We start from the raw sequence: 14,669 nt of genomic DNA on the forward strand, positions 1-14,669 counted from the left end.
TTAGCGCGTATTCTTTTTACTCTTTGTGTGCCTGACCAACGCCTCGAGCATTGTGTCCCAGTCGTTGGGATGCAGTTCATGACCGCCTCCTTCAACTTCGACCAACTTCGACCCCGGAACGATCTTGATGAATTCGCGACCGTGCTCGATAGGAAAGATGGGATCAGACGTGCCGTGGATAACGAGAAGCGACTGTCTAAGATGGCTAAGCTTGCTCTTCTGTTGATCTCCGCTGGAAATCACGAAGTGGTTGGTCGCACTTTCAAATCTCCGCGCCCGGTCGTAATCCGTTTCGATGAAGTCCCGCGCACGTTGCTCGTCAAACGAATGCCTCGTACTGGAAATCGCACGAACGTCCGCAAGCATGAACTCCACAACCTGCCTGCGATCTGACCAATCGAGATCGGCGTAACTGGCGGAATGCTCTGTGTAGGCGGGAGTCATTCCTGGTAGATGAGTGGTATCAACGCCAACAGGTGACGTGCTTATCAATGTGAGCGTTCGCGATCGCTCCGGATATGTCAAAGCCACAAGTTGTGCGATCATGCCTCCCATGGACATCCCGACGATATGCGCCGACGAAATGCCGTAGCCATCGAGCACACGAATTGCATCGTCGGCCATGTCGTCGAAACTGTATTCAGGTTTGCCAACCGGATAGTTTGTCGAAAGCCCCGTATCACGATTGTCGTAGCGGATCACGTAGCGGCCTTTGCCCGCGAGACGCTGGCAAAATTCCTTCGGCCACCACAGCATGGAGGCCATGGCGCCCATGATCAGCAGGATTGCTGGATCATTTGGATTGCCGAATGCTTCGCTCGCCAGCTCGACGTCATCTGTCTTGACTATCGTCGTCTGCATACCGCTCCCTTGAAAGCCGCCTCTCCGCTCTCACCAAATATCATTGAGGCAAGCCGTCCAAATCATCGTACAGCATTTGACTATGTCTATAGAGTTTCTCGAAGAAGACCTGCATTGGCGCGTATATTTCCGACCAACGGGCGTCCGGCATTATTTCATCGACATAGGAAACATGGTCGTCCACGGCCGCCAGCAAATTGGCAAAACGTCCGGTCGCGGTCGCAGCCATGATAGCGCAGCCGACAATGCCGCATTCAGCTTCAGCGGGCACCAGAATCGGTATGTTGTAGACGCTGGCCTTGATCGTCATCCAGAGCTTCGTCTTTGCGCCGCCGCCCGAAGCGATTATCCGTTCAAGCGGCACTCCAGAAATAGCATCGAGGACATTGATGTGCCGCTTCACCGCGAAGGCAACACCTTCAAGAATGGCGCGGTGCATGTGCGCAAGGCCATGGGAAGCGCCTATCCCGAAATATTGCGCACGCGCATTGCGATGTTCGCCAAGCCGTTCGCCCACAAGGTAGGGCATGAAGAACAGCCTTTCCGATCCCGGCGGGGCTTCTTCAGCCCTACCAACGATATCGGAATATGACAGCTGCTTTTCGTGGAAGGCCCGCCGAGCCCATCGCATGGCGTCCCCGCCCGATTCCAGCAACATGAAGGCACCCCAATTGCCCTCGACGGTTCCAACATTGCAGACGGCTGCATCAAGCAGCGGCTGACCTGAAACGGCAGTTATGATCGCGGAAGTGCCCATGACTTCCGATCCGACGCCGGGACGGCATACGCCCGATCCAAGAAGCGCAGCCGGATAGTCCCCCGCCCCGACCAGGACCGGTGTTCCCTCGCGCAACCCCGTTTCGATCGCTGCTGTCGCTGTTACGTAACCAAGAATCTCGACCGGATTTCGCAATGGTGCCCGCTTGGCCCTGTCGAGGTCGAGAAGCCGGATCATCGTTTCCGACCATTCTTTGGTGCTCGGATCCATGAGGAAGCTCGCACCCCCATCGGTGCGATCCATGGCAATCTCTCCGGTCAGCTGCAGATTGATATAGTCTTTTGGCATAAGGACTGCCGCTGTCCGCCGGTAGGCATCAGGGTCATTGTCACGCAGCCACTGCAACTTGAAACCCGGCCAGGCGGGCGTCGCCGGATTGGCAGAGTCAGCGAGGTAGCTTTCAGGGCGATGTGATCTTTCGAAAGCTGCAACGTAACTTGCTGTGCGTTTGTCGTTCCATAGCGGTGCGGTATCACGGACCAATTTGCCGCGATCGTCTACGAGCACGGTACCGTGCATCTGGCCGCAAGCGGCGATCGCGTCGATATTGGAAGACGCGTTTGGGACCTCGTCGAGCACTTCGCGGATCGTCTCCACAACGCCCTGCCACCAATCGCCGGGCCGCTGCTCAGACCAGCCGAATTGCGGCACGATCTGCTCGTGTTCCCGCGCGGCAATCATAAGGATATTGCCTTTAGCATCCACCAGCGCGCTTCGCACACTTCCCGTGCCGACGTCGATCGCAAGCGTGAGCTTACCTGCCAAGTGCTTCGCCCGTACTCTTCAAGAACAGATGCATCCTTTCCACATCGATCGGAATGTTGATGACATCATCGGGACGAATCGGCGAGCCCGCGGCAACCTGTGCCGTGAATGGCGCAGTTCCGGTCTTGCCAATGGCAAGCGTGTGGGGTCCGAGCGGTTCGATATCCGCCACCTTTAGCGGCACCGTTGGAAACGAACCTGCCGCAATCATGGTATGCTCGGGCCGGATTCCGAGCACGACCTCTTCGCCGGCCGCGGTCATCAGCGCTTGCGTTCGATTTGCAGGTATTGGCACTGTCACATCATTGCCTGCCCGAAAGCTGAGTCCGCTACCATCCCGCTCGCACCGGCCTTCGATGAAGTTCATGCTCGGAGCCCCGATGAAGGCGGCGACAAACAAATTCTTCGGCGACTCATAAAGTGTGATCGGGTCCGCCGCCTGTTCGATACGCCCCTGGTTCATCACAACCACGCGATCTGCCATTGTCATCGCCTCTACCTGGTCGTGCGTGACATAGACGATGGTGGTTCTCAGGCGGCGGTGCAGAAGTTTGATCTCGGTTCGCATTTCAATCCGCAGCTTGGCATCGAGATTGGAAAGAGGCTCATCGAACAGGAAAACCTCAGGCTGACGCACAATGGCGCGGCCAATGGCCACGCGCTGGCGTTGTCCGCCCGAAAGCGCGCTCGGCTTGCGTTGAAGATAGGCGCCGAGATTGAGAATGCGCGCTGCATTTGCAACCGACGTTTCAATATCGTCCTTGGACGTGCCGCGCACTTTCATGCCATAGCCAATATTTTCGGCGACCGTCATGTGGGGGTAAAGCGCATAATTCTGGAACACCATCGAACAGTTGCGCAAACCAGGGCGGAGATTGGTGACATCGCGGTCGCCAATGCGTATTTCTCCCGACGTCGCCTGCTCCAGGCCGGCGATCATGCGCAGGGTTGTCGTCTTCCCGCAACCGGAAGGCCCGACGAGCACAACGAATTCCTTGTCAGCGATCACCAGATCGAGTGGCGGAATAACCTCGACCTTGCCGAAGGATTTGGTGACCTGCTGCAAACGCACTAGGGACATGCTGTGCCTTTTCATACGAACTCCGTCGCGCTGCTACAGCGGCGACAGACGCTTCATTCACATCTCGAACTATCCCGCCCGCATTTGCCGCGGGCGGGATAGGGACTTGTCATTATTTTGCCGGGAGGCCCATCGACGAGCGATAGGCCGCAAGCTGCTTGTCGCGGCCGAAATCGTCGGTCAGCTTGTTCCATCCCTGCGCCACCGTATCGAGCGCCTGCTGGGGCGTCACCTCGCCAGCCAATGCTTTCGACAATTCGATCTCCAGAATTTCCGTGTAGGAGAAATAGCCCGGCAGGCGCATGTCAAGCGCCGTGTTCTTGGCAGTGACGGCGTCTTTCTGAGCACCGAGATATTCCTTGGCCTCACGGGGTGAGAATATCTTCGACCAGAGATCGGCGTTGGTCGTATGCGAGATGCGATAGGGGTTGACCCCGGTGCCACCGGTGATCGCCGCCTGTCCTGAAACAGCCGGACTGGTCAGGAACTTGATATAATCCCAAGCCGCATCCTGATTTTTGGATGAAGCAGGTACAGCCGCCTGCCACCCGCCGAATGCCATGAATGATGTCTGGATGACGTGGTCGAACTTGTCCCACTTTTTGGTCTTGTAGTTCCAGATTTCGTCCGATCCCGGCAGCGATGCCGAGCCAACGTTGCCCGCAACCTTGGATTGCTTGGGATCGGCGCCAATAACGCCGGTATCACCCCAGCCGATCGACTCCGCCACCTGACCGCCGGCAAACGCTGCATTCACTTCGCCGAACGAGAAATTCAGTGCGTTTGGCGGTGCGAGCTTCGACGCCTTGATATATTCTTCCAACCCGCGGACCCAGCCAGGATTGTTCACCTGGGCATCCATGGTGTCCGGATCAAAGAACATGGCACCCGGATTGTCCGGATGGCTCGTATATCCGGCAACATGGCTGAAGAGGAACCAGAATTGCTGTCCGCCACGGCGGAAAGCCTCGGCCGTGCCCCACAGTCCGTTTGCCGGCTGCTGGAAGAATTCAGCGATATCGAGATACTGCTTCCAGGTCTTTGGCGGCGCCAGATCGTACCCATACTTCGCCTTGAATGCCGTCTGGTTTTCCGGCTTCTCAAACAGATCGATACGGTAGGTATAGGTGTGCGCATCGCCGTCCATCGTCTGCGACAGAACCTTGCCATTCCAGACCATCAGCTGTTCACGATAGACGGGAGCGATATCCTCCCAGTCGGGGCCTGACTGCATGGCCTTGGGCATCTCCGACAGATAATCGGTGAAATCCGGCGCCCAGGCTGGCGCGAAGGCAATCACGTCAAACGTGTCTTCGCCCGATGTCAGCGATGTTACGATCTTTGGATAGAGCTCCGACCATGGAAATTCAACGACATTCACTTTGCCACAGGTTTTCTCCGACCAGCCCTTGGCTGCCAGCTGCAGTGCGGAAGCAATATAGGGTCCGGTCTGCGTCGTCGCAGTCAGGGTTATGCCTGTATAATCGGGGTCGCAGGCAAGCGCCGATGACGCGCCCGCCATCGCCAGCAAACCCGCAGCTGTAGTACTCAATAGCAATCTTCTCATGTCTTCCTCCCTGGAATTTACGATGATCCGTTATTGTGAATGGTTATTTTATTGCTCCCAGAAGCAGGCCGGATCGCATCATCCTGCTTAGAATTCCAGCCATGATAACCATGGGTATGATGGCAACCAGGGCGGCCGCAGAAATAGACCACCACTCGTCTCCGCGCTGACTGTTTTGACCCGCGACGAGAATTGGAAGAGTCTGCCATCTGGAGTTCGTCAGAAACAGCGCAAACAAAAATTCGTTCCAGACGAACGCCAACGTGATCATGAACGTCGCTATCAATCCTGGCTTCGACATTGGCACCACGATGCCAAAGAATATTCTCCACGAGGGAACATTATCCACCATTGCCGCCTCCTCCACTTCGATGGGCAATGCGGCGAAGAAATCGCGCATGAGCCAGATCACGATCGGTAGTGAAAAAGCCACATAGGCGAAGGTGAGGCCAATATACGTGTCGACGAGTTTGAATCCCAGCTTTCCCATTTCTGTATACATCAGGAACAGCGCGAATGCTGCAACGATCGGCGGAAACATGCGCTGGCTGACGAACCAGAAGACAATGTCGTTGTTGCCCAAAATAGGACCGGGGAGCCGTATCCGGCTGGAGCCGATAGCGAGTGCGAGGGCTGCAACAAAGGCATAAATAAGTGATATCGCTTGACCATAGCCGGCAATATGCCGGCCGAGCAAATATCCACCGAAAGCCACGACGACGAATATGACACCGGTCAGTAGCCTGACCTCGAAGGTGAATCTCACCAGCGCATAGGCTGCCATCGAACCGACCGCTGTTGCGATGACCGAAGCCGAAAGACCGACAATCGTGGATGCCATGAAGGTATTGTAGAACTGGCCGCGCTGGCCCGACAAAAGTTCGCGCCAGGCGGTCAATGTAGGTTCAAAATCGATAAATGGCAGGTATGTCGGTCCGCCAACAACCCCCAACGGCGATTTGAATGAGGTGATTGCCACCCAATAGAGTGGGAAGAAGGTAAACGCCAGCCAAAGAAGGCAACCAGCAAGCGCCCACCAGCGTCCATTCCCCTTCAGATCCCTCACACTCATTTGTGCTTCTCCAGATAGGGCTTCAGGATCGCGAGATAGACGAGACCAATAACCGTGATGACGATCAGGAACAGGAAGGACAGCGCCGACGTGTACCCAAGATTGAACTTCTTGAAGCCCTCCTGGTAGGCGAAGAGCGTCAAGGTTTCTGTTGAAATCCCCGGACCGCCACCCGTCATGACAAACACTGTATCCATGATCTTGTAGCTCTCGATCAGCCGGATAAATACGACCGCCACAGAAATTGGCAGCATCATCGGGAAGGTGATCCCCCAGAATTGCTGCCAAGAGCTGGCATTCTCCAGCGCTGCCGCTTCATAGACATCATCCGGCAAGGTCTGCAGCCCTGCAAGCAGCATCAGCATGACGAAAGGTGTCCATTGCCAAACCTCAACGGAAATGATCGCCCCGATAGCCCATCTCGTCTGGGTCAGGAAAGGCAGGTTGGGAAAGCCGAAAAATGTCATCAGCTCATTGAGCGGACCCATGGTCGGGTTGAGGATTTGCCGCGCGATCAAAGCAACCGCGACTGGCGCTACAAGCATCGGCAGCAGGAAACTGACGCGGAACAGACCTTCGCCCGGGACATTTCTGTTGAGCGCCAGCGCCACGGAGAAACCTATGACATATTGCAGAGCCACGGAGATGAAGGAGATGATCGTCGTCGTCCATGCGACGTGCCAAAACCTTGGATTCTGCAGAAGCTCGACGTAGTTGCCGAATCCGACGAATCTTGGCGGAATTGGCGGAACGAGCCGCAAGCTCATGAAGCTGGTCGTTAGCGAATAGATCAGCGGAAATATGGAAATCACCAGGACGATCAGTAGCGCTGGCCATATAAAAAAATGCTTGATCGGATCATTGCGAGTCATGCCGCACCGCTGACGCAGCAAACTGCGATCCGGAAGCAGGACACCTTAAAATCCGACATAGATCTCCTCCCACCAAGGACCTGACCTTGATGAATCCCCGAACTATTTGTAACGTAATTACGCAATTTTTGTCCGTCAACACAATTCTACCCCGAATGACAGCAAGCGAGCGCTCCGCTCGGATTGTAAATATTTGCTTGCGCGCGCACTTTTGTAGTTTTATGTAATTTTACTACAGAATGGAGATTGACTATTGTGCGCGAACCGGTCACTTGCCTCGTAGATCCCTTTGCCGGCCGAATGAGCGGCCACAGCGGTCGCTATGAAAAACGGTTGAGCGACCTGGCCGGGGTCTATGAAAACGCAGGCGCACATGAGGCGCTCGTCAAGAGCCTGAATGATCCGGTCGTCTACAGTGTCGAAGATTTTCGGCCAGGGACGCATTCCGGTGATCTTAACTACGGCGTCACCCGCATGAATCCGGGGCGCGTCGACAGGGAGTTTTTCCTCACGCGCGGCCACATTCATGCGCAGGCAGATCGCCCCGAGATTTACTATGGTCAAAGCGGGCATGGTCTCATGCAATTGGAATCGCCGAAGGGCGAGACACGCATTGTCGAAATCACCGCGCAGACTATCTGCTACGTTCCGCCATACTGGATTCACCGGTCCATCAATATCGGTGAAACGGACCTTGTGATGGTCTTCGCTTACCCTTCCGATAGCGGGCAGAACTACAGCATTATTGAGAAATCAAACGGCATGCGCCATCGTGTGATGAAAAGTGGCAACGGGTGGGAACTGGTGGACAACGCCTGTTACAACCCGCGAACAGGCGAAGAGGTAGCGGACCTCATGAAGAATAATTCTTGATCAAAAGCCCCCATCTGGAGAATCGTAAGTGATTGCTTACACACCCGCGACGCTGCCCACACTTTACTTCATCGGCGTCACAACCGGCAAAAGCTCCATTATGAAGGTCTTTCCCGCATGGGCCGAGTATCTCGGGCTTGAAGCCGCTGTCATAAAGGGCATCGATTTCAAGCTCCATGACCATCCTGCGGCCTACCGCGAAGCTGTGGCGTTCATCCGGGACGATCCCCTTTCTCTCGGCGCGCTGGTGACGACTCACAAGATCGATCTCTTTCACGCTTGCCGCGATATGTTCTACACCATCGATCCGCTTGCACTATTGATGGGTGAAACCAGCTGCATTTCCAAACGGGATGGCAAACTGATCTGTCATGCGAAGGATCCCATCTCATCCGGCCTTGCCATTGATGGCTTTCTCGGCGAGCAATATTTTTCCGGTAGTGAAGCCGACCTCTTCTGCATGGGCGCAGGCGGCTCTACGATTGCGATCACCTGGCACTTGATGCGCTATTCGCGCGGCGAGGACATTCCTCGGCGAATATTCGTGTCCGATCGCAACCAGGAACGTCTCGATGAAATCCGTCGCGTTCACGAACAGGTCGAAAGCGTCGTCCCTATAGAGTACGTCCTTGCCCCGGAGACCGGAGCCAACGACGATGTGTTACGCACGCTCAAGCCGGGCTCTCTCGTGATCAATGCCACAGGCCTCGGCAAAGATGCACCCGGCTCGCCATTGTCCAGCGCCTGCCGGTTTCCCGAGCGTTCTGTGGTGTGGGATCTGAATTATCGAGGCGATCTGATTTTCCTCGACCAGGCACGCAGCCAGCAACAGGACCACCATCTGCAGGTTGTGGATGGTTGGACCTACTTCCTGCACGGCTGGACGCAGGTAATCGCCGAGGTCTTCAACGTTGAAATACCCGTGTCGGGGCCGTCATTCGATCGCATTTCCGCAATCGCCCTTGAAGCATCGGAGCGATAGATGCATGGAGAACCACACGATGATGAAAGGGGAATGCGCCCGGATCTCCGCGATGCCGGCGGTCGCAACATCATCGAAATTATCCGCGCAATGCGGGCCGAGCTCCGCAAATCGGATCGTAAGGTCGCGGATGTGGTTCTAAAGGACCCCCAGCGAATCCTGAACGCGACAGTGGGTGAGACAGCAACACTTGCCGAGGTCAGTCAGCCTACGGTCCTGCGCTTTGCTATGGCGATCGGATGCAAAGGCTTCCAGGATTTCAAGATACGGCTCGCTCAGAGTCTGGCTTTCGGCACACCGGCGACCCATTCAGTCCTGCTGGATACTGATGATCCGGAGACGGTGGCCGAGAAGATCTTCGAGTACACCATGACGAGTCTCGATTGGGCGAGATCCCACCTTGACAGGACCGCTCTGCGCAAAGCCATCGACATTCTGGCGCAGGCCCGGACCATTGAATTTTTTGGCTTTGGCGCGTCGGGCATTGTTGCGCGAGACGCCCAGCAGAAGTTTCCACTCTTTGGTGTTCCTTGCGGGGCACAGCTCGATTCACATCAGCAAATCATGATCGCCTCGATGATGAAGCAGGGCGATGTTGCCTTTGTGATTTCCAATACCGGAACAACGCGCTCCATCATCGAGATTGCCCGCATTGCTCGCGCCAACGGCGCCGCCGTAATTTGTCTGACGGGTTCGGAGTCGCCCCTTACCAGTTACTGTGACGTGGCACTGATCGTCGAGACCCTGGAGAACACCAATATGTATACGCCGACGATCTCGCGCATAGCCGCGCTCGTCGTGATCGACGTTCTGTCGACCAGCGTGGCGATGCGCCGACCGATCGAAGATCAAGCGCGCATTCACAATATGAAGCGGCAACTGAGCGATATGCGCAAAGTCCAGCCCATTTGATAGCCTGGAGAAGCGCTCTGGGACTACGAAGCCATCTCGTAAACGATGCGATCACGCCCTTGGTTCTTGGCACGGTAGAGGCATTCATCCGCGGCATTGACCAGTTGCTCCAATGTTTGCCCAGGCTGATGAAACGCAACACCGATGCTGACCGTCAACGACAATTCGCTCCGGGCGACTTTCCGCGATATGCCTCGTACATCGAGCAGTATGCCGTGCGCCACCCATGATGCTTTGCCATAGTCTGCATCGGCGAGGAAAACCGCAAATTCTTCGCCGCCAAAGCGCGCGCCGACATCACGCCGGCCCAACCGCTTTCCAATGAGCGTTCCTATCTCTTGCAGGGCATCATCTCCAGCGGCGTGGCCGAACTGATCGTTGACCGACTTGAAGTGATCCGCATCTATATAGAGCACGGCTCCGGCACTGAGAGCAGGATTGTTACCGAGGATCATCTGCTCGACCCGTAAATAAAACTCATGACGCGTCGATAGCCCTGTCATCCCGTCTTTGCGGAATGCAATGTCGAGCTCGTGCGCCATGACCTTAAGGCGATAGTTCAATCCGACCAGGAATGCTCCAAGCGGGCCTCCGACAACAATAACGATCAGCGTTGTCACGAGGATCGTCCTGTCGAGACTTTCGTAACCGCCGAGCTTGAAGAAGATGGCGGCCAGACCATTGGCGAGAACACAGCCGAGCCCAAGCACCAGCAGGATTTGCCTGACGGGTGACAACGCCTCGAACATTGTCATCCAGCGATTGAAAGTGTTCATCCGAAAAATCCAAGGAACGCGCTTGCTGTCTTATATGCCTCGAATGTGAAACATGGAGTAAATGGCCTCGGTCCGGTTCTTTATTCTTTGAAGCGCAATGGCGATCCTCCCGATTTTTTAAGAAAACCAGAAGCCTGCGCAAAAAAATCTGCTAATTGCCCAACGCCTCCTTGATTGTCATCCAGGCATTGTCCTTGGCTTCAATCAGCGGCGGTGAGGCAAGTATTTCAGGCGGCTGGCTCCGGCGTAGCCCCTTATGGACCAAGGTCAGCATGCGAATTTCGCCGTCGGTAAAATATGGGCTGCCCTCGCCATTGCGGCCATTGAGCGTCGGCCCGACGCCCGAGACCTGATAGATCGCTTCCACCATACCCGCCTTGGTGAGGCTATTGGCAAAATAGTCACGCTCGGCATCGATATCCGGTGCGATGTCATGCGTTACCTGACCGGTATACTCGCTGAGCCCTACGCGTTGATCGAAGGTTGCGGAACCGAGCCACACGGGCCGTTGTTCTACGCCCGTGTCGAGCACCTTCCACAAACGAACATGATGTCGCTGCTTTGCACTGCTGCCAACGGGCATTTCGTAGGCTAGGTCCTCGCGGCGGCCGTCATAAAATAGCGGGCTGACCGGAGCCTTGTCGTAAGGCCGGTCGAGTAGCACGCTTCCAATGATATCGATGCTGGAACGCAGGGTGACGGGATCGGCCGGATACCAGGCACCGGCGTGCATGGCGCGGATGATGTCCTCACGATCACCTATGAGGCCGACGTTTAGCGGGTCGCCGGGAATGCCTCGTGCGGTCTTCGTCACCATGGGATGGTTGGCAAGGCCTGGCTGTCGTTCATAGTGAGTCCAGACCGTCGGTAGGACCACATATGCGAGCAAGAGGTAGACGGCAACGATGATGGCAGCACCGACAAACAGACGCTTCATTTCTTCTTTGCCCCCGCCCTATGGTTTCTCAGACCGATCTTAGCGTGATCGCTTCGGAAAGAACATGATGCGGTCGTTCAACCGGACTTGTTCGTCGGGACCGCCATTGCAGGAACCTGCCGTAATAAAAAACGGGCCGAAGCCCGCTTGATTTATCATCGCTCGGTTTGGCCCGATCACGCTGCCTTGATGGCTTCCTCGAGTGTCTTCAGTTGGCCGAGAAGGTCTTCTGCCTTGGCCCGGTCTTCGCGGGTTGTGGCGTCTTCGAAGTCTTCCTGAGCGTCCTTTATGCGGTTCTGCAACTCATCGGCCCTTATATCGGCGACATGTACGGCCGATTCAGCAAGGAGCGTGCAGCCGTCGGGCGTGATGTCGACGAAGCCGCCAAAAACCACATAGCTGTCCAGCTTGCCGTCCGGTGTCTTCACTGCGACGACGCCCGGCTTCACAGTTGCCATCAATGGCGCATGGTGCGCCATGACGGTCATGTAACCCTCCGTACCTGGAACGACGACCTCAATGATCTGCTCCGAAAGAAGCAGACGCTCTGGTGAGACGAGTTCGAACTGAAAGGCTTCTGCCATGATAATCACTCAAATCCTGTGGCGAAAAGACGGGCCGGAGCCCGCCATAGTCATGCGTTAAGCAGCTTCCGCAGCCAAACGCTGTGCCTTCTCGATCGCCTCGTCGATCGAGCCGACCATGTAGAACGCAGCCTCTGGCAGGTGATCATAATCACCATTGCACAGACCCTTGAAGCCCTTGATGGTGTCTGCCAGATCGACCAGCTTGCCCGGCGAACCGGTAAAGATTTCGGCGACGAAGAATGGCTGTGACAGGAAACGTTCGATCTTGCGGGCGCGGGCCACGGCAATCTTGTCTTCTTCCGAAAGCTCGTCCATGCCGAGGATGGCGATAATGTCCTGGAGCGACTTGTAGCGCTGCAAGATCGACTGCACCTGACGGGCCGTCTGATAATGCTCATCACCGACGATCAGCGGATCGAGCATGCGCGATGTCGAGTCGAGCGGATCCACAGCCGGGTAAATTCCCTTCTCGGAGATGGCGCGATTGAGAACAGTCGTCGCATCAAGGTGAGCGAACGAAGTCGCAGGCGCAGGATCGGTCAAATCGTCGGCGGGGACGTAGATGGCCTGAACCGACGTGATCGAACCCTTGTGCGTCGTGGTGATGCGCTCCTGCATCTGGCCCATGTCGGTCGCCAGCGTCGGCTGATAGCCCACGGCGGACGGAATACGGCCAAGCAAAGCGGACACTTCGGAACCGGCCTGCGTAAAGCGGAAGATGTTGTCCACGAAGAACAGAACGTCCTGGCCCTGGTCGCGGAAATGCTCGGCGACAGTCAGACCCGACAGAGCAACACGAGCGCGCGCCCCTGGTGGCTCGTTCATCTGGCCGTAGACAAGAGCGGCCTTGGAGCCTTCGCCGCCGCCTTCCTTGTTAACGCCGGATTCGATCATCTCGTGATAAAGATCGTTACCCTCACGGGTGCGTTCACCCACACCGGCGAATACCGAATAACCGCCATGCGCCTTGGCAACATTGTTGATCAGTTCCATGATGAGAACAGTCTTGCCGACGCCTGCACCACCGAAGAGACCGATTTTGCCGCCGCGTGCATAAGGCGCGAGGAGGTCGACCACCTTGATGCCGGTGACAAGGATCTCGGCTTCCGTCGACTGCTCGACATAGGCAGGGGCCGGCTGGTGGATGGCGCGGGAAAGCTTTGTCTTGATCGGGCCTGCTTCATCGACGGGCTCGCCGATGACGTTCATGATGCGGCCAAGTGTTTCTTCGCCAACCGGCACCATGATGGGCGAACCGGTATCGTAGACGACCTGGCCGCGGATCAGGCCTTCGGTCGAGTCCATGGCGATCGTGCGCACAGTATTCTCACCGAGGTGCTGCGCGACTTCGAGAACGAGGCGGTTGCCGAGATTGTCGGTTTCCAGCGCGTTCAGAATCTGCGGCAGAACACCACTATCGAAGGCCACGTCGACAACAGCGCCGATAACCTGGCTGACGCGACCGGCAACGCCAGTTGCCTTGAGAGCAGCCTTGGGTGTGGCTGCCGTTGTTGCCTTTGCAGGGGCTGCGGCTTTGGCAGCTGGGGCAGTCTTGGCAGCTGCTTTTGGAGCAGCGGCTTTTGCAACCGGCTTCACGGCCTCGGCAGTTGCCTTTGCTGCAGATGTCTTTGCTGCAGCTGTCTTTGCTGCCGGGGCAGCCTTGGCGGCTGCGGGTGTTTTCGGGGTCGCTGCTTTAGCCATCGATCCTTACCTTCGCGATTAGAGCGCTTCCGCGCCCGAAATAATTTCAATCAGTTCTTTGGTGATCTGGGCTTGACGCTGGCGGTTGTACGACATTGTCAGCTTGTTGATCATGTCACCGGCATTGCGGGTTGCATTGTCCATGGCGGACATACGTGCACCCTGCTCCGATGCCGCGTTTTCAAGGAGAGCGCGGAAAACCTGGACGGAAATATTACGCGGAATCAGATCGCCAAGAATGGCGGCCGGATCCGGCTCATATTCATAAACTGCATCGCCTGCGCTCTCCGGCTCGACATCGCCGATTTCACTGGCTGGAATCAGCTGCTGGGCAGTCGGTATCTGTGCGATTACCGATTTGAATTCCGAATAGAACAGCGTGGCAACGTCGAACGCGCCCTCATTGAAGAGCGTGATGATCTTGTGACCGATTTCGTCGGCGTTGACGAAACCAAGTGTTTTGACTTCACGCAAATTGACGTGGTCAATGATATTCTTGCCGAGATCACGGCGCAGGATATCTGCGCCTTTCTTGCCAACGGTAATGATCTTGACCGTCTTGCCGTCGGCGAGAAGCCGGCGGGTATGATCCCGAGCCAGACGCGCAATCTGCGCGTTGAAACCGCCACACAAGCCACGTTCAGAAGTGCAGACGACAAGCAGATGCACATCGTCCTTGCCTGTCCCGCTCATCAGCACAGGCGCATCATCGCCATCGACATTGGAAGCGATGTTCGCCAGAACCGCAGCCATGCGCTGCGAATAGGGACGAGCGGCTTCCGCAGCCTCCTGCGCACGACGCAGCTTCGCCGCGGCGACCATTTGCATCGCCTTGGTTATTTTCTGCGTCGCCTTGACCGAGGCGATCCGGTTTCTCAGATCCTTTAACGAAGGCATCCGTTCAT

Annotated in this window: 14 protein-coding genes; 3 read left to right on the forward strand and 11 right to left on the reverse strand. The window is 56.3% G+C overall.

Features of this window, described 5'->3' with window-relative positions:
* The 6 genes from J2X72_RS01810 to J2X72_RS01835 all read right to left on the reverse strand — a co-directional run bounded on the left by J2X72_RS01810 (position 1) and on the right by J2X72_RS01835 (position 6,996).
* Entirely contained in the window at positions 1-861 is an 861-nt protein-coding gene (locus tag J2X72_RS01810) for an alpha/beta hydrolase (protein WP_310067803.1), read from the reverse strand.
* 40 nt (positions 862-901) lie between these two features.
* Positions 902-2,404, reverse strand: a complete 1,503-nt coding sequence (locus tag J2X72_RS01815) for an FGGY family carbohydrate kinase (RefSeq protein WP_310067805.1) — start codon at positions 2,402-2,404, stop codon at positions 902-904.
* Positions 2,394-3,485, reverse strand: coding sequence for a sn-glycerol-3-phosphate ABC transporter ATP-binding protein UgpC (locus tag J2X72_RS01820; protein WP_310069252.1), 1,092 nt, complete (start codon positions 3,483-3,485; stop codon positions 2,394-2,396). The genes J2X72_RS01815 and J2X72_RS01820 overlap by 11 nt, the downstream gene beginning before the upstream one ends.
* Before the next feature lie 112 nt (positions 3,486-3,597).
* Positions 3,598-5,052: an extracellular solute-binding protein gene (locus J2X72_RS01825; protein ID WP_209999058.1), complete on the reverse strand. Its 1,455-nt coding sequence runs from the start codon at positions 5,050-5,052 to the stop codon at positions 3,598-3,600.
* A 43-nt stretch (positions 5,053-5,095) separates the two neighbouring features.
* Entirely contained in the window at positions 5,096-6,124 is a 1,029-nt protein-coding gene (locus J2X72_RS01830; protein WP_310067808.1) for a carbohydrate ABC transporter permease, read from the reverse strand.
* Positions 6,121-6,996: a carbohydrate ABC transporter permease gene (locus J2X72_RS01835; RefSeq protein ID WP_209999054.1), complete on the reverse strand. Its 876-nt coding sequence runs from the start codon at positions 6,994-6,996 to the stop codon at positions 6,121-6,123. Before J2X72_RS01835 ends, J2X72_RS01830 begins: the two co-directional genes overlap by 4 nt.
* Before the next feature lie 246 nt (positions 6,997-7,242).
* On the opposite strand from J2X72_RS01835, the gene J2X72_RS01840 reads away from it, so the two are divergent.
* From J2X72_RS01840 to J2X72_RS01850, 3 genes are read left to right on the forward strand one after another with little or no spacing between them, the layout of a single operon-like run.
* Positions 7,243-7,869, forward strand: a complete 627-nt coding sequence (locus J2X72_RS01840) for a glucose-6-phosphate isomerase (RefSeq protein ID WP_405044628.1) — start codon at positions 7,243-7,245, stop codon at positions 7,867-7,869.
* A 28-nt stretch (positions 7,870-7,897) separates the two neighbouring features.
* On the forward strand, positions 7,898-8,851 hold the full coding sequence (locus J2X72_RS01845; RefSeq protein WP_310067814.1) for a shikimate dehydrogenase: 954 nt from the start codon (positions 7,898-7,900) through the stop codon (positions 8,849-8,851).
* Between the two features lie 33 nt (positions 8,852-8,884).
* The gene (locus tag J2X72_RS01850; RefSeq protein WP_310067816.1) at positions 8,885-9,763 is read left to right on the forward strand and encodes an SIS domain-containing protein; all 879 of its coding nucleotides are present in this window, start codon (positions 8,885-8,887) and stop codon (positions 9,761-9,763) included.
* A gap of 23 nt (positions 9,764-9,786) precedes the next feature.
* On the opposite strand, the gene J2X72_RS01855 is transcribed toward J2X72_RS01850, so the two are convergent.
* From J2X72_RS01855 to J2X72_RS01875, 5 genes are all read right to left on the reverse strand, one after another.
* Positions 9,787-10,539 (reverse strand): GGDEF domain-containing protein, encoded by a 753-nt coding sequence (locus tag J2X72_RS01855; RefSeq protein WP_310067819.1) that lies wholly within the window; start codon positions 10,537-10,539, stop codon positions 9,787-9,789.
* A gap of 151 nt (positions 10,540-10,690) precedes the next feature.
* Entirely contained in the window at positions 10,691-11,476 is a 786-nt protein-coding gene (locus J2X72_RS01860; protein WP_310067822.1) for an LssY C-terminal domain-containing protein, read from the reverse strand.
* Positions 11,477-11,652: 176 nt separating this feature from the next.
* A complete protein-coding gene (locus tag J2X72_RS01865) occupies positions 11,653-12,060 on the reverse strand; it encodes a F0F1 ATP synthase subunit epsilon (protein ID WP_112532179.1) in 408 nt (135 codons plus the stop codon).
* A gap of 57 nt (positions 12,061-12,117) precedes the next feature.
* Positions 12,118-13,764, reverse strand: a complete 1,647-nt coding sequence (gene atpD / locus J2X72_RS01870; protein WP_209999045.1) for a F0F1 ATP synthase subunit beta — start codon at positions 13,762-13,764, stop codon at positions 12,118-12,120.
* An 18-nt stretch (positions 13,765-13,782) separates the two neighbouring features.
* Complete coding sequence (locus tag J2X72_RS01875; RefSeq protein ID WP_310067827.1) at positions 13,783-14,661, reverse strand: F0F1 ATP synthase subunit gamma; 879 nt, start codon at positions 14,659-14,661, stop codon at positions 13,783-13,785.
* Positions 14,662-14,669: the final 8 nt, after the last annotated feature.

Source organism: Phyllobacterium sp. 1468 (assembly GCF_031455525.1).
GTDB lineage: Bacteria > Pseudomonadota > Alphaproteobacteria > Rhizobiales > Rhizobiaceae > Phyllobacterium.